The following is a 17,188-nucleotide window of genomic DNA, read 5'->3' on the forward strand; positions in this document are numbered from 1 at the left end:
AGCAGGTAGTAAGTAGCAGCTTGATTATAATCGAGAGTGCGTTAATCCTATTCACTATTCACTATTCACTATTCACTATTCACTATTCACTCGCTAAGCCCTATTCGCTCTCCCGATGTGGCGAAGAACGACATCGGCGGCGATGTCGCCGGAGGGCCTGTCAGTGGCCATGCGTCTGGCAACCTCGCCAAAGCCGTCCTTTTGCCAAGCGCGGTAGGCGGTGTCTGAGAACAGTGCCTCGAGCTGCCGCGCCAGATAGTGCGGCCGCACATACTGGTTGTAGCTTTCCGGCACGACCGGCCGGTCGGCGATAAGGTTGGGCAAAGCGGCGCTCCACACCGTGATCAGGCTCTGCGCCATCAGCATGATCGGATCGAACTTGTAGCAAGAGACCATCGGTACACCCGACATCGCCAGTTCCAGTGACACCGTTCCAGACGCGATCAGCGCCGCATCGGCCTTGCCGAAGGCCTGCCATTTGCGCTCGGGATCGAGGATAATTTCCGGCTCCTGATCCCAGCGCGCCACCGATGTTTTGACCAGTTCGGCGACATGCGGCACCGTCGGCAGCAACAGCCGCAGCCGGTGGCCACGCGCGCGCAGCGCCGACACCGTCTCGCCGAACGGACCGATAAGCCGGCTCACCTCGCCGCGCCGCGACCCTGGCAGGACGAGCAGCGTCTTGACGTGATCGGCAGAGAGATCGCGTGGCTGGGCTTGCGCCCTGGCCGCGCCCTGCACGCCTGGATCATGCGTGAGGCGATGTCCGACGTAAGTGCCAGGCGGGCCGCCGAGACGGCTGAGCTCCTTTACCTCGAAAGGCAGGATGCACAGTATGTGGTCGACATAGGGCTTCATCGCGGCCGCCCTACCCGGCCGCCACGCCCAGACGCTCGGGCAGACATAATGGACGATCGGGATCGACGGATCGGCGGCGCGGATCTTTTTGGCGACGCGCAGCGAGAAATCGGGGCTGTCGATGGTGATCAGACAGTCGGGTTTTTCGGCGGCGACAGCACTTGCCGTCTGGCTGATCCGCCGCATCAGGCGCGGCAAGTCACGCAGGATGGCGCTGAGCCCCATCAGCGCGATCTCGGCGCCGTCGAACAGCGGCGCCAGTCCGAGCGCCTGCAGATGCCGCCCGCCAGTGCCGACGAGTTGCACCTCGCGCCCGGTTATGCGCTTCAGCGCCTGCACGATGTCGGCGCCCAGCAGGTCGCCGGATTCTTCGCCGGCGACGATGGCAATCTTCAGCGGCTTCTCAGCTGCCATGGACAGACTCCGCAGCCGGCAGGCCGAACACGAACAGGCCGAGCGCATTGGCGCGCGCGACAACGGCGGGGCCTTCGAGGATGAGCGAACGGCCGGCTTCGACGGCAATGCCGGCGAGCCCCGCGGCATGCGCCGCCTCGACGGTCCGGGGGCCGATAGATGGCAGATCGGCACGCAATTCCTGGCCAGGCTTGGCGCATTTGACCAGGACACCGCGCGTCTTGCCGGCCAGCCTGCCATGGCCGCGCAACTGCTGCGTCCGCTCGAGCAGTCCGTGGGTGCCCTCGACGCCTTCCAGGGCAACAGTGCGGCCACCGATGGCAATTGCCGCCTGACCAATGTCGAGCGCGCCGATGGCCTTTGCCGCCGCGTGTGCCGCCTCGATATCGCGCCAGTCGGACTTTCGCGGCACTGCTTTGGTCAGCGGCCCTTCGGCCGCGACGAGCCGGGGCACGACTTCATGCGCACCGACAACCTTGACGCCCCGTGCCTCCAGGCCGCGGGTCAATATCTTCAACAGCCCGTCATCGCCGCGGGCAAGCGCCATGGCGAGCGAGGGTATAAGTGCCAGTAGCCCAAGGTTCGGACGCATGTCGACTAACCGCGGCCTGCGCCTGATCTCGCCGGCAAGCACAAGATGGGTGATCCGCCGGCGCCTCAGCAACGCAACCAGCGAGCCGATGTCTTCCAGCGCAAGGCTTTCATGCTCATAGATTGTGAGGTCGGACTGACGGTCGGCCTGACCTTCGACCAGGATGATGACGGGCGGATGTCCGGCCTCCGCCAGGCCGGCGGCAACTTCGACCGGCAAGCTACCGCCGCCGGCAATGATGCCGACCCTGGCGTCCGGCGCAAGATCGAGGCCCGTTGAAGTGGCCTCAGCCTTCGTCATCGGCATCGTCGCCGTCGCCACCCTTAAGCGACGGGACGGCAAAATGCCGCTTGCCGCGACTGGTGACGAAATCGATGATTTTCATGGCCGTCGGCGACGACGCAAACTCGGCCTTGGCGAATTCGATGTTCTCGCCGACAGTGCGGGAGCGGTCGAAGATGGTCTTGTAAGCCTTGCGCAGCAGGTAGATTTCGGCGCGCGGCAACCCGGCGCGCTTCAGGCCGATGATGTTGAGTCCACGCAGGCTCGCGCGATTGCCCACCGCAATGGCGTAGGGAATGACATCGCCGACAAAAGCCGAGCAGCCGCCGAGAAAGGCGTTGTCACCAACACGCACGAACTGATGAACGGCGCTGAGGCCGCCAATATAAACGCTGTCACCGACCTCGCAATGGCCGCCCAGGGTCGCGCCATTGGCGAAGGTGGCGTTTTTACCGACGACGCAATCATGGGCAATGTGGGCATAGGCAAGGAAATTGCCGTTGTCGCCGACGGTCGTCTCGCCGCGGCTGGAATCGGTGCCGAGATGCATGGTCACGCCTTCGCGGATCGTGCAGTTCTGGCCGATGACCAAAGTGGTGCGGCCGCCCTTGTGCTTGGTGTTCTGCGGCGGTCCGCCCAGTGTCGCCATTGGATAGACCTTGGTCGCGGCGCCAATGGTTGTCGCGCCCAGCACCGAGACATGGCTGACCAGTTCGACGCGGTCACCGATCACGGCGTCAGCGCCGACATAGCAGAAAGGTCCTATTGCGGCGCCTTCGCCGATCTGCGCGCCGGCCTCGATGACGGCCGAGGGGTGGATTGAAGTCTGTATTTTCATGAGCATTTCGAACCGTCAGCCGGTAACCATCATTGCCGAGATCTCGGCTTCGGCGGCCTTTGTGCCCTCCACCATGGCCTCGCAGGCGAATTTGAGCAGGTTGCCGCGCATCTTGATTTTCTTGACGTGGATTTTCAACTGGTCGCCCGGGACGACCGGTTTGCGGAATTTCGCATTATCGATGGTCAGGAAATAGACCAGCGACGGCTTTTCCGTGTTGAGGTTACGGATGCAGATCGCGCCGGCGGTCTGCGCCATGGCCTCGACGATGAGCACGCCCGGCATCACCGGCTGATCCGGGAAATGGCCCTGGAAATGCGGCTCATTGATGGTCACGTTCTTGATGCCGATGGCAGAATCATTGCCGTCGATTTCGATGATGCGATCGATCATCAGGAAGGGATAGCGATGCGGTAAAAGCTTCATCAACCCCAATATATCGACCGCTTCGAGCGTCGCCGGCACCATCTCAGCTACTTCCCCCTTCGCCCTGCTTGCGCGTCCTGGCGAGCTTCCTCAGCATGGCGATCTCGCGCATGGCTTCCGCCATCGGCTGCGCCGGATAGCCTCCCCAGATCTCGCCCGCCGGCACGTTGCTCATGAACCCGCTTCTTGCAGCAAGCTTGGCCCCTGATCCGATGGTCAAATGATCGGCAAGGCCAACGCCGCCGCCCATGGTGACACCGTCGCCGACGGTGACGGAGCCGGAAATACCAGAGAGCCCGGCAATAATGCAATTGCGGCCGATGCGAACGTTATGGGCGATCTGCACCAGATTGTCGATCTTGGTGCCCTGACCGATGACCGTATCCGACATGGCGCCGCGATCGACGGTCGTGTTCGAGCCGATTTCGACATCGTCCTGAATGATGACGCGGCCGACCTGCGGCACACGCTCGGGGCCTTTGGCGCCGCCGACAAAGCCGAAGCCGTCCTGGCCGATCCTGGCGCCGCCATGAATGATGACGCGGTTGCCGATCAGCGCATATTGAACACTGACACCCGGCCCGATGTAGCCGTCACGGCCGATCTGGCAGGAGGGGCCGATAACGGCGTGGGGGGCAATGACCGTTCCGCTGCCGATGGAAGCACGCGGGCCGACGACGGCTCCGGCTTCGATGATCGCGCCTGCCTCGATATGCGCCGTGGCATCGACATGAGCTTGCGGCGAGACCCCGGTTTCGCTGGTCATCGGTCCCGGCGTAGCCGCTGTCGGGAACAGCAGCCGGCCGATCATGGCGAAGGCCTGCTGCGGGCGCGGATGCACCAGAACCGCAATGCCGGCCGGCGCCTTGCCGGCGAACTCGGCGGGACAAAACACGGCCGCCGCTTTCAGCGACTGCATCAGCGCGAAATTGCGCTTGCCGTCGACGAAGACGAGCGCACCCTCGCCGCCTTCATTGGCTGGCGCCAACGCATCGATCGATATGTGGGCGAGGTCGGAATCGACGAGCGACGCGCCGGTCAGATTCGCGACTTCGCCGGCCGTATACCGGCGTGATGGCGCGAAGAACACCGGATCGGTCATTCCAGAAGCAATATCCAGCTAGGTCGGATCAATTCTCTTCCGGACCCCAACGGCCCGGAAGCATCGTTACCCGCGCATCAGAAGCGGCTCGACATGCCGAAGTTGAATTCCTGCACGTCGTCGGTCTTTTCCTTCTTGACGGGCATCGCGTAGTCAATGCGGATCGGGCCGAAAGGCGATGACCACAACAAGCCGACACCAACCGAAGCGCGCAACTCTAGATCAGTTGAAGCTTGAGTAACCCCGGCGACGTTAATCTTGCTGCCATACAGTGTGGCGGCATCAGCAAACACGGCGCCGCGCACACCAAAGCTTTCCGGAATGACCGGTATCGGGAACTGAGCTTCCGCCGACGCATTGAAATAGGTGGTGCCGCCGAGGTGGTCACCCGTTGCAATATCCGCAGGACCGATGCCACCATACTCGAAGCCGCGGATCATGCGGTCGCTGCTCTGGAACTGATCGAAGATACGCAGGCCGTCACCGCCGAAGCCTTGGATATGGCCGGCGCCGCCTGAGATCAGGCCGACCAAGTCCAGCTGTTCGGACAACGTCTGGTAGACAGTCCCACGACCGGTAACCTTTACGAATTTGGCATCGCCACCAAGGCCGGCAACTTCCATGGTCGTGGTGGCGTAGATGCCTTCATGCGGGCTCTTCATGTCATCGATGGTGTTGTAGACCAACCCAAGGCTGACCGACGACTTGATCCAAGGGCTTTCATCAATTCCCTGGACGATTGCCGCAGATACGTTGCAGTCCGCGTCGGGAATCCCGTCGCCAGGGGCGTTGCCCGGGACGGCAGGATTGTTATCGCAACCGTCGTCGAGCTTGTACTTCTCCTGGGCGATATTGTACGCCAACTGCGTCGAGATGTTGTCGGTGATCGGCAGGCCGAAGCGCACCGTCGCACCCAGCGTCTCGCTGTCATAGTGGTCGTAGTTGCGTGTCTGCTGGAAGATGTCGAAGCCGGCAGCGATACGGCGCCCGAGGAAATAGGGCTCGGTGAAGGACAGGCTGTAGTCGCGCGAATTCTTGCCACCACCCGCCGAAACCTTGATGTACTGGCCGCGACCGAGGAAGTTGCGCTCCGCGACCGAACCTTCGACGGACGGACCCGCAGTGTCGCCACCGGTCGAATATCCTGCGCCAACCGAGAACTCGCCGGTCGATTTCTCGACTACGTCAACCACGAGCACGACCTGGTCTGGCTCAGAACCCGGGACAGTCGAAACGTCTACTTTCTCAAAGTAATCTAGCTTTTCCAGCCGCTTCTTCGCGCGCTGGATGAGTACCTGGTTGAAGGCGTCGCCTTCGCTGACATCGAACTCACGACGAATGACATAGTCGCGCGTGCGGTCGTTGCCGCGGATTTCGATGCGCTCGATATAGGCCTTGGTGCCCTGGTCGATCGTATAGACGACCGAAATGGTGTGGTTCTCGAAGTTGCGATCACCGCGCGGTGTCACCTGGGCGAAGGCATAGCCCGAACCCGCGACCTTTTCGGTCAGCGCGATGATGGTGTCCTCGACATTCTTGGCGTTGTAGACGTCGCCCTTGTGGGTCTGAACCACCGATTCCAGCGCCTTCGAGTCGACTTCGGGAATGGTGCTCTCGACGCTGACGTCGCCGAACGTATAGCGGTCGCCTTCCTGGACGGTGATGGTAACGGTGTACTGGTTGGTCGTGTCGTCGAGCTCGCCGACGGCTGAGACCACCTGGAAGTCGGCATAGCCGTGATTGTAATAGAAGCGGCGCAGCGATTCCTGGTCGGCGCGGAGCTTGTCCTCGTCATAGACGTCGTCACGCAGCACGAAGGACAAGAAGCTCGAGCGCTTGGTTGCGATGACGTCGGACAGGCGGCGGCTCGAATAGGCGCTGTTGCCGACGAAATTGACAGCGGCGATCTTGGTGCGGCCGCCTTCGTTGATGTTGAAGACCACGTTCACGCGGTTGTCGCCGAGATCCATGATCTGCGTCGTGACAGCGGCGTCATCCCGGCCAATTCGCCTGTAGGCAGCCTTTACCGCCTCGACATCGGAGTCTAGCGTTGCCTGCGAGAACGTCCCGCGCGGCTTCAACTGCACGGCGACTGCCAGCGCGTTGTCCTTGAGCTTCTTGTTGCCCTGGAACAGAACCTGGTTGACGACCTGGTATTCGGCAACCTTGACTACCAGCGTCGAACCGACCTGATTGATCTGCACGTCCGAGAACAGCCCGGTGCCGAACAGCGCCTTGACCGCATCGTCGATATCGGCGCTGGAAAACGCCTTGCCCGGCTTGATCGTGATGTAGTTGCGGATGGTGTCGGCGTCGACACGCTGGTTGCCGCTGACCTCGACTCTCGAGACAACGGCTGCCTGCGCCGCAGATGTGGCAACGAACTGCACGGCGAGCGCACCTGGTACAACCAGAGCGGCGGACATAGCCACCGCGGACGCGGCGCTCAAAAATTTGGATGCTGCCTTCATCGGGCTTTTGTACCTTTTCTCGAAGTCCCCACGGCGAGAAAACCGGACGTGCGGTAATTTCTCCTACCGTATTAACCGGATTTTCCCTACACGCAAGGCTTCTGGTTAATTTGTAATTACTTAACCCTGATGCGTGGCTTTCGCGTCACGCATACCCCCGTGCATGGTAAACGGCGTCTCAACATTGCCGGTGCTGAAGCCAAATTTCTTCATGATTTCAGCACCCAAACAGATCGTTCCAGAAGACGAAGCCCATAAATCCCAGCACCAGAAAGAGGCCGGCCCGGTATCCCATTTCCATCATCCGCTCCGATACCGGGCGCCGGAAAACGGCTTCGAGTGCGTAGAACAGGAGATGGCCGCCGTCGAGGGGGGGAATCGGCAAAAGGTTCAGAATTCCGATCCCGACCGACAGGCCGGCGACGAGTTGCACCAGCCATAGGAAGCCCAGCTTTGCCGCCTGCCCCGACATCTTGGCGATCTTGATCGGGCCGCCCAGCTGGCATTTGTCTTCGCGGCCGACAACGAATCGCTGCAGGAACTGGCCGGTGCGCTGAATGACGTGCCCCGTCTCCTCGACCGCGGCGCCGACTGCTCCGACAGGGCTGTAGGTGATCAGCCTGGGCTGGCCGACATCCTTGTTGTTGACAACGCCGATGACGGCCACCTTGACCTTGTTGCCCAGTGCGTCCAGCTGCTCCATCGGCTCCGGCGTCGCGACGACCGTGACCTCCTTGCCGTCGCGCAACATGGTGAAGGTGATGGCGTCGCCGCCGCGGCCCGAAACTAGGCGCTGGACGTCGGCGAAGGTCTCAACCTTGCTGCCGTCGACGGCGACGAATCGGTCGCCTGGCAAAATGCCGGCCCTTGCGGCTGGACTGCCGGCGGTGACCGCCGCCACCATCGGCTCAAACACAGGGCGGCCATAGAGGGAAAACAGCACGGCAAAGACGGCAATGGTCAAAAGGAAGTTGAACAGCGGTCCGGCCACGACCGTGGCGGCGCGTTTCCAGATGGGTTGCGTGTGGAAGGCGACCTTGCGTTCAGCGTCAGTCAGCGTTTCCAGATCTTCCGAACTCGGCTGGCTCGACGTGGCGCTCATGTCGCCGACGAATTTGACATAACCGCCGAGCGGTATGGCGCAGAGCTTCCAGCGCGTGCCGTGGCTGTCGTTGAAGCCGAGAAGTTCGGGGCCGAAGCCGATCGAAAAGGCCTTCACGCCAATGCCGCACCAGCGGCCGACCAGGTAATGGCCCATTTCGTGAATGAAGACGACCACGGTCAGCACGAACAGAAACGGCACCAGCGTGCCGAGGACAAAGCCTTCCGTGCTGAAAAACGCGTGAAGAATTTCGTTCAAGTCATGCCCTCAAATTCACCCGCGGCAAAAGGTGTCGCCGCGACTGTGACATCAATCCAGGCGAATCCGTGGCGTGCGCCATTTCTTCGCCGTGAAATATCACTCAAGCCGGAAACAGCCCCTGCGCCGGATGATCGGCGCCCGCCGAAATCCAGCCGATCACGTATAGGGCAAAAGCCGCCGCGACAAGCCCGTCCACCCTGTCCATGACACCGCCATGCCCGGGTATCAACGCGCTTGAATCCTTGCGGCCGTGGCGGCGCTTGACCCAGGATTCGAAGAGATCGCCAGCCTGGGCAACAATCGACAGCACCAGCGCAACCAAGGCGAGGACGCCAAGATTGCCGGCCCCGGCGGCGGCAGCCAGAAGCACGCCGGCGGCCACGCCGCCGACAGCGCCGCCAAGCGCGCCGCTCTGCGTCTTGCCGGGGGATATAGATGGCGCGAGCTTGGGCCCACCGACGGAGCGGCCGACGAAATAGGCGAAGATGTCGGTCGCCCAGACCACGGCGAACAGAAACAGGATTGCGATCAGGCCGGGATGGTCGCCGCCGCGCAGCAGCGCCAGCGATAAGCCGGACAAGGCCGCGTAGGCAAGACCGGCTGCATCCCATTGCGCCGCTCCACGCATACGGGCGCCGACAGCAGCGACCACAACCATGGCCAGGACAAGAGACAGAAGCCACGATGCCGGCACGCCTGCAACCAGGGCGACGACGAAAACCAGAAGCAGCGCTTCGGGAATGAAGCCGAGGGTCGCACCGGCCAAGGGGCGCGACATGCGCGCCCATTCATAGAAGATGACCGCCGATATCCCGGCGCAAAGCAGGCGGAACCACAGCCCTCCCAACCAGGTCAGGCCAAGCGCTATTGCGGCCAGCACCAGCGCCGAGACGATGCGAAGCTGAAGATTGTTCATCCCGCCGCCGATCACGAGGCAGCGACATCTTGAGCGGCAAGCCCGCCAAAACGGCGCTCGCGGCCAGCAAAATCGCGCAATGCGTCGGCCAGGTGTTCGCGGCTGAAGTCAGGCCAGTAGCAAGGCAGAAAAACCAATTCGCTGTAGGCTGCCTGCCACAGAAGGAAGTTCGACAGCCGAAGCTCGCCACTGGTGCGGATGACCAGCTCCGGATCGGGAATGCCTGCGGTGTCGAGGGCGCCGGCAAAAGTGTCTGCCGTGATCGCCTCTGCGTCGATCTCGCCGCGCGCCACTGCGGCTGCGAGCTTGCGTGCCGTGCGCACGATCTCGTCGCGCCCGCCATAGTTGAAGGCGATAACCAAGGTCAGCGATTCATTGCGCGCAGTCAGCGATTCGGCCTCTTCGAGCAGGCCCCTGATGTCCGGCTGCAGCCCCGCCCTGTCACCGATGATCCTGACGCGCACGCCGTTCTGGTGCAGTTCGGCCAGATCGCGGCGGATGAACAGCTTCAACAGCCCCATCAGATCGCTGACTTCGGCCTTGGGCCGCGACCAGTTTTCCGACGAGAAGGCATAGACGGTCAGGAAGGAAATGCCGAGACCCGGCGCGGCGCGCACCGTCTTGCGCAACGCCTCGACGCCGGCGCGATGGCCGGCAAGCCGCGGCATGCCGCGCGCCTTTGCCCAGCGTCCGTTTCCATCCATGATGATCGCGACGTGCGCGGGCGTTGCCATGGTCTCGCTTTCGGGCCGGTGTGGGCCGACCCTAAACCTGCATGATTTCAGCTTCCTTATCGGAAAGCAGGTGATCGATGGTGCTGATCGTCTCGTCGGTCAGCTTCTGAACCTGATCGGAGCGCTTGCGCTGATCGTCCTCGCTGATGTCGCCGTCCTTTTCCGCCTTCTTCAAGAAATCCATGCCGTCGCGACGGACATGGCGCACCGCGACGCGGGCGTTCTCGGCGTAGCCATGCGAAATCTTGACCAGTTCCTTGCGGCGCTGCTCGTTGAGCTCGGGCAGCGGAATCCTGAGATTGGTGCCGTCGACGATCGGATTGAAGCCGAGATTGGATTCTCTGATCGCACGGTCGACCGCGCCGACCATCGACTTGTCCCATACCGAAACCGAAATCATGCGCGGCTCCGGTACCGACACGTTGGCCACCTGGTTGATGGGCATGGTGGTGCCGTAGGCCTGGACCTGGATGGCATCGAGCAGATTGCTGGAGGCACGGCCGGTGCGCAGCGAAGCCAGATCGTGCTTGAAGGCGGCGATCGCGCCATCCATGCGCCGCTTGAGGTCGTCGAACTCACCACTCATCTTAGTCTCCTCGACCCGTTTGATCCGGGTTCAGTGCTTAGGGCCTATATCCGGACCCGCTTTCGAAAACTGATCCCCTTTTTAGGAGAGTATACTCCGGGTCACTCGTCGGCGACGATCGTGCAACGGCCGCCGCCCCGCAGAATATCGCCGAAACCACCTTTTTCGTGGATCGAATAGACGATTATCGGGATGTTGTTTTCGCGCGCAAGTGCAATTGCGGCGGTATCCATGATCGAAAGGCCCTTGTTGATGACTTCGGCATGGCTGATGCGCTCGAAGCGGGTCGCATTCGGATCCTTCTTGGGATCGGCCGAATAGACGCCGTCGACCTGGGTGCCCTTGAACAACGCGTCGGCGCCGATCTCGGCGGCGCGCAAGGCCGCGGCCGAATCGGTGGTGAAGAACGGATTGCCGGTGCCGCCGGCGAAAATGACGACCTTGCCCTGGTTCATATAGGCGGTGGCCTGGCGCTGGGAAAAACTCTCGCAAAGTTCGGGCATGGCGATGGCCGACAGCACGACGGCATCGACGCCGATCTTGTTCAGCGAGGTGCGCAGCGCCAGCGAGTTGATGACGGTGGCCAGCATGCCCATGTGGTCGCCGGTGACGCGGTCGCCGCCCTTGGATGCCACCGCCACGCCGCGAAAGATATTGCCGCCGCCAATGACGACGCCGACCTCGATGCCAAGTGCGCGGGCTTCGGCGATGTCGGCGGCGATTCGGTCGACCACCGAGACATCGATGCCGAAATGCTGCTCGCCCATCAACGCTTCGCCCGACGCTTTCAGCAGGACACGTCGATAGAGGGGCTTTGCCGTCATCTGGACCTCGTCATTGTTGCGTGTGGCAGCCTGGGCAGGCCGCCCTCGCGCGGGCGCCGCCGCTGGCGCGATGCCGAGTTCCGATACACGAAGGGCGCCGCGATGTCACGCGGCGCCCCTCGCCCAATTCCGCCTTCCCGTCGCGGCCCGTCAGTTGCTGGTGATGCTGACGGCGTCGCCCTCGACCAGCTGCGGCGGCGCATAACCCAACGGCTTGTCGCCGGTCACGGCGCCGCCGGTAACCCGGGCTTGTATGTCGGAACCGAAATAGGCGTACGGGAATGGCGGCGGTGTCTTGCTGACCGTATCCAGCCGCGCGCGAAGCTCGGCGGGTAAAGTGAAATCCAACGCCGCCAGATTGTCCTGCAACTGCGCCAGCTTGGTGGCGCCAAGAATCACGGTGGCGATGCCCGGTTGCGTTGCCACCCAGTTGAGCGCGACCTGCGCCATGCTGCGTCCGAGTTCGGCGGCAACTTTTTCGAGCTCCGCCACGATCGCCCAGTTGCGCTCGGTGAACTTCTGGAACCCCGGATGAGTGGTGTTGCGAAAGCCGTCGAGCCGGCCGGCATGGCCTTCCTGCGTCGGCCGGTACTTGCCGCTGAGCAGCCCGCTGGCCAGCGGGCTCCACACCATGATTCCTGCGCCATGGCGGGTGCCGAAAGGCACGAACTCATTTTCGATCGAACGCTCCACCAGCGAATATTCAAGCTGCAGGGCCGACACCGGCTCGTAGCCGCGCCACTCGGCGATCGTCTGCGCGCGGGCAGCATACCAGGCCGGCACATCGGACAGGCCGACATGGCGAATTTTGCCCGCACGCACGAGATCATCCATCGTGCGCATGACCTCCTCGGCCGGCGTCAGCCCGTCCCAGACATGGAGGAGGTAGAGGTCGATATAGTCAGTGCCCAACCGCCTCAGCGAGGCGTCCACGGCGCGCAAGATGTTCTTGCGGCCATTGCCACCGGCGTTCGGATTGCCGGGCTCCGCGTTGAAGGTGAATTTCGTGGCGATCACCGCTCTGTCGCGCAAGCCTCGCTCGGCGATGAATTCGCCGAGCCAGGTTTCGGCTGTGCCGCCGGTGTAGAGGTCGGCGGTGTCGAAGAAATTGCCGCCGGCCTCGACATAGGCGTCGGCCATGGCGCGCGCGGTTTCCCTGTCCGCGCCCCAGCCCCATTCGGTGCCAAAGGTCATGGTGCCCAGTGCCAGCCGGCTGACGCGCAGGCCGCTGTTGCCCAGTGTGTAATAGCTCATGGTCATGGTGTTTTTCCTATCCTGATTTCTTGACGCCGGCTCACTGGCCAGGCGTCATCTTGACCCAGGGATTGCCGCGCTCATGCGTGGCGCGGAAAACGAAGCCGTCGACTTTCCAGCCGGTCCCGGAGCGAACCAGATGGTGCTCGTAGGTGCCCCAGACTTCCCACAGCGGGTCGCCATTGCCTTCCATCCGGTTCCAGGCATAGCCGTTCGAAGAGACGGTCGCCGCGTCCGCCTCAAAGATCACCTGGTGATTGGTGCGCAGATGCAGGCTGGTCTTGCTGCCCCTGAGGTTGCCGGCCCAGGTACCGATCAGATTGTCGGAGGGGATGGTGGCGGCAGGCTGTCCTGACAGGCTGCTGAAGTCGACGGTGACACGGTCGGCGAAATAGGAGCGGGCAAGCTTCCAGTCCTGCGCATCGACGGCACGGTCGATGGCATCGGCGATGCGGATGACGGCACGTTCGTCGGCGAGCGCGCGCCAACCGGACGGCTCGGCGCCGCCGGCATCGACCGGCGCTAGGGCAAGACCTGCGGCGAACGTAGCGTGTTTCAAGGCATCCATCTCTCTTCTCCTTTGTGCATCGGTGATGGCAATATGGGTCAGCCTGTCGGCATCGAGAAGATTGAAGTGTTCGCAAGGACTATGCGATATCATGCATGAATGGATCGGGATCTGCTCAGTCATTTGCCTGTCATCGTCGCCGTTGCCCGACGCGGCGGCTTTGCGCTAGCTGCGGCCGAACTGGGCATGTCCCCATCCGCCGTCAGCCATGCGGTGCGCCTCGTGGAGGAGCGGATCGGCCAGCCGCTGTTTGCGCGCACCACGCGCAGCGTCTCGCTGACGGAAGCCGGCAAGGCGCTGGTGGACACGGCAGCCCCTGCCCTCCAGGATATCGCCGACCGGATGGACCGCATCCGAGCCATCAAGGGCCGGCCCTCCGGCTTGCTCAGGTTGAACGTTCCCAACATCGCCGTTCCACTTGCCGTCACTCCCGTGGCCGCCGCGATGGCTGAACGCTATCCTGATGTGACCATCGAATTGCTCACCGACCAGGGGCTGGTGGACATTGTCGGCGAGGGTTTTGATGCCGGCATCCGGCTGGGCGAGATGATCGCACAGGACATGGTCACGGTCCGGCTGACGCCGCCATTCAACGCCGTGATCGTCGCCTCCCCCGCCTATGTCGGCCGGCATGGCCGTCCGCGCGGTGTGGCGGATCTTTCGGACCACAATTGCATCGGCTACCGGCTTGTGCGCTCCGGCGCACTCTATCGCTGGGACCTGACTGAGGACGGCAAGGATGTCATGGCCGAGACGAAGGGTACGGTCATCGTCACCGATTCGCTGGCCGCGATCGACCTTGCGCTTGCCGGCGTCGGGCTGACCTATGTGTTCGAGCCGCTGGTGCGCGCGGAATTGGCCGCCGGCCGCCTCGTTCAGATCCTGCCGCAAACGGCGATCGAGGAGCCCGGCCTCTTCCTTTACTTCCCGCGCAGGGCGTCGACGGCGCCAAAGCTCAGGGCCTTCATCGACACCGCACAAGAAATCGGCCGAGCATCCTTGCGGACACCCGGCCGAGTTGCCTGAGCTGAGAAGCCCCTTTCGGGGCTATTTTTAAAACTACTTCTTCACCGCCGCCGCGACTTCCGCCGCGAAATCGGTCTCTTCCTTTTCGATGCCTTCGCCCAGCGCAAAGCGCAGATAGGCGGAGATCTTGGCCGGAGCGCCGATGTCCTTCTCGGCATCCTTCAGCGCCTGCTCGACAGTGATGTCGGGATTGAGCACGAAGGCCTGCTTGAGGAGCACGACTTCCTCGTAGAACTTGCGCAGGCGGCCTTCGACCATCTTTTCGATGATCGCTTCCGGCTTGCCGGACTGGCGCGCCTGGTCGGCGAAGATCGCCTTCTCGCGCTCGACCGCTGCCGGATCGATCTGCTCGGCGGTCAACGCCAGCGGGTTGGTGGCGGCGACATGCATGGCGACCTGGCGGCCAAAGGCGTTGGCGGCATGCTCATTGCCCGTGGTCTCGATCGCGACCAGAACGCCGAGCTTGCCAAGACCATCGGCAACCGCATTGTGGACGTAGGTTGCGACAGCACCGTGCGGGACGGTGAGCTTGGCCGAACGGCGGAAGCTCATGTTCTCGCCAATGGTGCCAACGGCGTCCTTGATGGTGTCAGTGACCGACTTGTCCGAACCCGGATACTTTGCGGCAGAGACAGCCTCCGTCGTGCCATAAGCAAGCGCGACCTTGGCGACATTGCGAACGATCTCCTGGAACTGCTCGTTGCGGGCCACGAAATCGGTCTCGGAGTTAACCTCGACGATGGCGGCCTCGCGGACGCCGGAGTCGACGCCGATCAGGCCTTCGGCGGCAGTACGGCCAGCCTTCTTGTCGGCCTTGGAAATGCCCTTCTTGCGCAGCCAGTCGACGGCCTCTTCGATGTTGCCGTTGGTCTCGGTCAACGCCGCCTTGCAGTCCATCATGCCCGCGCCGGTCAAGTCGCGGAGTTCTTTGACCTGTGCAGCCGAAATGCTCATTGTCGCCTCTTTGTTTTAAATGCACCGACGCACCACCGGTACTCGGTGATGCGTCCGTCTAGCGTGCCAAATATGAGAATGATGAAGGCCGCAACCGGCCTTCGATTGTCAAGCTTCCGGAGCGTCCGCAGCCGGGGCCGGAGCCGGATCAAGCGCCGGTTCGACCGGAGCTTCGACCGAGGCGCCGATGTCGACGCCGAGCGCGCCCTGCTGGCGGGCGATGCCGTCGATGGCAGCCTTGGCGATCAGGTCGCAATAGAGCTGGATGGCGCGCGCCGCGTCGTCATTACCGGGGATCGGGAAGTCGATCTTGTCCGGATCGCAGTTCGAATCGATGATGGCAACGACCGGAATGCCGAGGCGCTTGGCCTCGAGAATGGCGATCGCTTCCTTGTTGGTGTCGATGACGAACATCAGGTCGGGCGTCGAGCCCATGTCCTTGATACCGCCGAGCGCCTTGTCGAGCTTCTCGCGCTCGCGGTCGAGGTTCAGGCGTTCCTTCTTGGTCAGGCCCTGGGCTTCGCCGGCCAGCATCTCGTCGAGCTTGCGCAGGCGCTGGATCGAATTCGAGATCGTCTTCCAGTTGGTCAGCATGCCGCCGAGCCAACGCGAGTTGACATAGTATTGGGCCGAACGCTGTGCGGCGTCGGCGACGATGTCGGACGCCTGGCGCTTGGTGCCGACGAACAGCACGCGGCCGCCCTTGGCAACGGTGTCGGAAACCTGCTTCAGAGCCTGGTGCAGCAAAGGCACCGTCTGCGACAGGTCGATGATGTGGATGTTGTTGCGGGCGCCGTAGATGTAAGGCGCCATCTTCGGGTTCCAGCGGTGGGTCTGGTGGCCGAAGTGAATGCCAGCTTCCAAAAGCTGGCGCATGCTGAAATCAGGCAGTGCCATTCTTAGTTCCTTTTCCGGTTAGCCTCCACGGACACAGGCATTTTTGGACTTTGTCCTCGAACGCCACCGGAGGTTTCAGCCGGATTTCTCCCGGGCAGACACCAAAGTCCGTGTGTGGAATGAGCGCGCATATAGAGGGGAAGCGCTGCAAACGCAAGCGGTGAGGTGCTTCATCGCTCAGCGTGCGGCAATCAGCGCTCCGGTGCCGATCATGGCGCTGCCGGCGAACCGGTTAATCAGCCGCATGCGTCCGGGCGTCCTGAACCAGCCGGATGCCCTGCCCGCCAGCGCGGCGTAGATGCCCATGGTGAGAATATTGGCGCCGACGACGACTGCCACCACCAGCAGGCCGTCGGCAAACGTCATGGTGTCGAGGTTGAGGATCAGCGGCATGATCGAGGCGTGGAACAGGATCGCCTTCGGGTTGCCGAGCGCCACGGAGGCGCCAAGCAGGAACGACCGCGACAATCCGGTTTGGGGGATTCCTTGCGCAGCCGATTGCGCGGCCGCGGCCCGCCACATCTTGATGCCGAGGAAAATCAGGTAGGCCGCACCGGCGTATTTCAACAGGAGAAACACCCATTCGAAGGTCTGTGCCAGCGCCACCAGCCCGAGCAGTGCCAGGGTGACCAGCACGGCATCGCCGGCGGCAATGCCCATTCCGGCGACGAACGCACGCAGGAAGCCGCGTGCCACGCCGTTGGTGATCACCGTGAACATCGCCGGTCCCGGCGTGGCGGCGGCAAGTGTGATGGCAAGGCAATAAGCCAAGAATGCCGTTAGCGTCACGATCGGCCCTTTCCGTTGGGTACCCGTACGCGCCTGAAGATCGCAACGATCTCCTCGCGGCTGCATTCGATGGCGCCGAGCCGCACCGCCCGGTCGCGCTCGAAGCCGGTTATGTCATAGTGCGGCGCCGATGTCCTGGGCGGCCCCTGGTAGGACGAACGCTTGACACCAAGCTCGGCGGCGAAACGATGCAGTTCGTCCGTATCGTCGGCCATCAGGTGGCACCAGCGATGGCCGGCCCATTTCCAGATCGCCGCATCGACATAGACCGCCATCGGGAATTGCCATCAAGCC

At 62.7% G+C, this 17,188-nt stretch carries 18 protein-coding genes; 1 reads left to right on the forward strand and 17 read right to left on the reverse strand.

Translation table 11 applies throughout. From position 1 onward, the window contains the following. Positions 1–93 precede the first annotated feature (93 nt). The 13 genes from lpxB to NKL04_RS09000 all read right to left on the reverse strand — a co-directional run bounded on the left by lpxB (position 94) and on the right by NKL04_RS09000 (position 13,228). Complete coding sequence (gene lpxB / locus NKL04_RS08940) at positions 94–1,272, reverse strand: lipid-A-disaccharide synthase (protein WP_023700725.1); 1,179 nt, start codon at positions 1,270–1,272, stop codon at positions 94–96. Beyond that, the gene (locus NKL04_RS08945) at positions 1,262–2,164 is read right to left on the reverse strand and encodes an LpxI family protein (protein ID WP_023700726.1); all 903 of its coding nucleotides are present in this window, start codon (positions 2,162–2,164) and stop codon (positions 1,262–1,264) included. Before NKL04_RS08945 ends, lpxB begins: the two co-directional genes overlap by 11 nt. After that, positions 2,151–2,984, reverse strand: coding sequence for an acyl-ACP--UDP-N-acetylglucosamine O-acyltransferase (gene lpxA / locus NKL04_RS08950; protein ID WP_023700727.1), 834 nt, complete (start codon positions 2,982–2,984; stop codon positions 2,151–2,153). Before lpxA ends, NKL04_RS08945 begins: the two co-directional genes overlap by 14 nt. A 15-nt stretch (positions 2,985–2,999) precedes the next feature. After that, a complete protein-coding gene (fabZ, locus tag NKL04_RS08955; RefSeq protein WP_023684696.1) occupies positions 3,000–3,452 on the reverse strand; it encodes a 3-hydroxyacyl-ACP dehydratase FabZ in 453 nt (150 codons plus the stop codon). Between the two features lies 1 nt (position 3,453). After that, positions 3,454–4,512 carry a UDP-3-O-(3-hydroxymyristoyl)glucosamine N-acyltransferase gene (gene lpxD / locus NKL04_RS08960; protein WP_023700728.1) on the reverse strand — a complete coding sequence of 353 codons (1,059 nt, stop codon included), beginning with the start codon at positions 4,510–4,512 and terminating at the stop codon, positions 3,454–3,456. 77 nt (positions 4,513–4,589) lie between these two features. After that, complete coding sequence (gene bamA, locus NKL04_RS08965) at positions 4,590–6,983, reverse strand: outer membrane protein assembly factor BamA (protein WP_023684694.1); 2,394 nt, start codon at positions 6,981–6,983, stop codon at positions 4,590–4,592. A 217-nt stretch (positions 6,984–7,200) separates the two neighbouring features. Next, on the reverse strand, positions 7,201–8,343 hold the full coding sequence (gene rseP, locus NKL04_RS08970) for an RIP metalloprotease RseP (RefSeq protein ID WP_023693444.1): 1,143 nt from the start codon (positions 8,341–8,343) through the stop codon (positions 7,201–7,203). Between the two features lie 103 nt (positions 8,344–8,446). Further along, positions 8,447–9,262 carry a phosphatidate cytidylyltransferase gene (locus NKL04_RS08975; protein WP_023693443.1) on the reverse strand — a complete coding sequence of 272 codons (816 nt, stop codon included), beginning with the start codon at positions 9,260–9,262 and terminating at the stop codon, positions 8,447–8,449. A gap of 11 nt (positions 9,263–9,273) precedes the next feature. After that, complete coding sequence (locus NKL04_RS08980; protein WP_023748403.1) at positions 9,274–9,996, reverse strand: isoprenyl transferase; 723 nt, start codon at positions 9,994–9,996, stop codon at positions 9,274–9,276. A 31-nt stretch (positions 9,997–10,027) separates the two neighbouring features. Beyond that, positions 10,028–10,582, reverse strand: a complete 555-nt coding sequence (gene frr, locus NKL04_RS08985) for a ribosome recycling factor (protein ID WP_023671027.1) — start codon at positions 10,580–10,582, stop codon at positions 10,028–10,030. A gap of 101 nt (positions 10,583–10,683) precedes the next feature. Continuing rightward, complete coding sequence (gene pyrH, locus NKL04_RS08990; RefSeq protein WP_023671026.1) at positions 10,684–11,406, reverse strand: UMP kinase; 723 nt, start codon at positions 11,404–11,406, stop codon at positions 10,684–10,686. Between the two features lie 150 nt (positions 11,407–11,556). Then, a complete protein-coding gene (locus NKL04_RS08995) occupies positions 11,557–12,666 on the reverse strand; it encodes an aldo/keto reductase (RefSeq protein WP_023700729.1) in 1,110 nt (369 codons plus the stop codon). 34 nt (positions 12,667–12,700) lie between these two features. Then, positions 12,701–13,228 (reverse strand): nuclear transport factor 2 family protein, encoded by a 528-nt coding sequence (locus NKL04_RS09000; RefSeq protein WP_023671025.1) that lies wholly within the window; start codon positions 13,226–13,228, stop codon positions 12,701–12,703. 99 nt (positions 13,229–13,327) lie between these two features. Between NKL04_RS09000 and NKL04_RS09005 the strand changes: the two genes are divergently transcribed. Further along, positions 13,328–14,254 (forward strand): LysR family transcriptional regulator, encoded by a 927-nt coding sequence (locus NKL04_RS09005; RefSeq protein WP_023700730.1) that lies wholly within the window; start codon positions 13,328–13,330, stop codon positions 14,252–14,254. 33 nt (positions 14,255–14,287) lie between these two features. On the opposite strand, the gene tsf is transcribed toward NKL04_RS09005, so the two are convergent. The 4 genes from tsf to NKL04_RS09025 all read right to left on the reverse strand — a co-directional run bounded on the left by tsf (position 14,288) and on the right by NKL04_RS09025 (position 17,169). Beyond that, the gene (gene tsf / locus NKL04_RS09010; RefSeq protein WP_023684688.1) at positions 14,288–15,208 is read right to left on the reverse strand and encodes a translation elongation factor Ts; all 921 of its coding nucleotides are present in this window, start codon (positions 15,206–15,208) and stop codon (positions 14,288–14,290) included. A 108-nt stretch (positions 15,209–15,316) separates the two neighbouring features. Next, positions 15,317–16,105 (reverse strand): 30S ribosomal protein S2, encoded by a 789-nt coding sequence (rpsB, locus tag NKL04_RS09015; protein ID WP_023671022.1) that lies wholly within the window; start codon positions 16,103–16,105, stop codon positions 15,317–15,319. A 177-nt stretch (positions 16,106–16,282) separates the two neighbouring features. Then, entirely contained in the window at positions 16,283–16,894 is a 612-nt protein-coding gene (locus tag NKL04_RS09020; protein WP_023700731.1) for a LysE family translocator, read from the reverse strand. Continuing rightward, positions 16,891–17,169, reverse strand: coding sequence for a DUF4031 domain-containing protein (locus NKL04_RS09025; RefSeq protein WP_023671020.1), 279 nt, complete (start codon positions 17,167–17,169; stop codon positions 16,891–16,893). The genes NKL04_RS09020 and NKL04_RS09025 overlap by 4 nt, the downstream gene beginning before the upstream one ends. Positions 17,170–17,188: the final 19 nt, after the last annotated feature.

The organism is Mesorhizobium sp. C264A (assembly GCF_040324515.1).
GTDB lineage: Bacteria > Pseudomonadota > Alphaproteobacteria > Rhizobiales > Rhizobiaceae > Mesorhizobium.

What these genes read in the sequence shown, in the direction of transcription:
- frr (WP_023671027.1), bottom strand. Translation starts at nt 10,582, where the DNA reads ATGAGTGGTGAGTTCGACGACCTCAAGCGGCGCATGGATGGCGCGATC.
- rpsB (WP_023671022.1), bottom strand. Translation starts at nt 16,105, where the DNA reads ATGGCACTGCCTGATTTCAGCATGCGCCAGCTTTTGGAAGCTGGCATT.
- lpxA (WP_023700727.1), bottom strand. Translation starts at nt 2,984, where the DNA reads ATGAAAATACAGACTTCAATCCACCCCTCGGCCGTCATCGAGGCCGGC.
- NKL04_RS08975 (WP_023693443.1), bottom strand. Translation starts at nt 9,262, where the DNA reads ATGAACAATCTTCAGCTTCGCATCGTCTCGGCGCTGGTGCTGGCCGCA.
- NKL04_RS08980 (WP_023748403.1), bottom strand. Translation starts at nt 9,996, where the DNA reads ATGGCAACGCCCGCGCACGTCGCGATCATCATGGATGGAAACGGACGC.
- NKL04_RS09025 (WP_023671020.1), bottom strand. Translation starts at nt 17,169, where the DNA reads ATGGCGGTCTATGTCGATGCGGCGATCTGGAAATGGGCCGGCCATCGC.
- NKL04_RS08995 (WP_023700729.1), bottom strand. Translation starts at nt 12,666, where the DNA reads ATGACCATGAGCTATTACACACTGGGCAACAGCGGCCTGCGCGTCAGC.
- pyrH (WP_023671026.1), bottom strand. Translation starts at nt 11,406, where the DNA reads ATGACGGCAAAGCCCCTCTATCGACGTGTCCTGCTGAAAGCGTCGGGC.
- NKL04_RS09005 (WP_023700730.1), top strand. Translation starts at nt 13,328, where the DNA reads ATGGATCGGGATCTGCTCAGTCATTTGCCTGTCATCGTCGCCGTTGCC.
- lpxD (WP_023700728.1), bottom strand. Translation starts at nt 4,512, where the DNA reads ATGACCGATCCGGTGTTCTTCGCGCCATCACGCCGGTATACGGCCGGC.
- tsf (WP_023684688.1), bottom strand. Translation starts at nt 15,208, where the DNA reads ATGAGCATTTCGGCTGCACAGGTCAAAGAACTCCGCGACTTGACCGGC.
- fabZ (WP_023684696.1), bottom strand. Translation starts at nt 3,452, where the DNA reads ATGGTGCCGGCGACGCTCGAAGCGGTCGATATATTGGGGTTGATGAAG.
- lpxB (WP_023700725.1), bottom strand. Translation starts at nt 1,272, where the DNA reads ATGGCAGCTGAGAAGCCGCTGAAGATTGCCATCGTCGCCGGCGAAGAA.
- NKL04_RS09000 (WP_023671025.1), bottom strand. Translation starts at nt 13,228, where the DNA reads ATGGATGCCTTGAAACACGCTACGTTCGCCGCAGGTCTTGCCCTAGCG.
- bamA (WP_023684694.1), bottom strand. Translation starts at nt 6,983, where the DNA reads ATGAAGGCAGCATCCAAATTTTTGAGCGCCGCGTCCGCGGTGGCTATG.
- NKL04_RS08945 (WP_023700726.1), bottom strand. Translation starts at nt 2,164, where the DNA reads ATGACGAAGGCTGAGGCCACTTCAACGGGCCTCGATCTTGCGCCGGAC.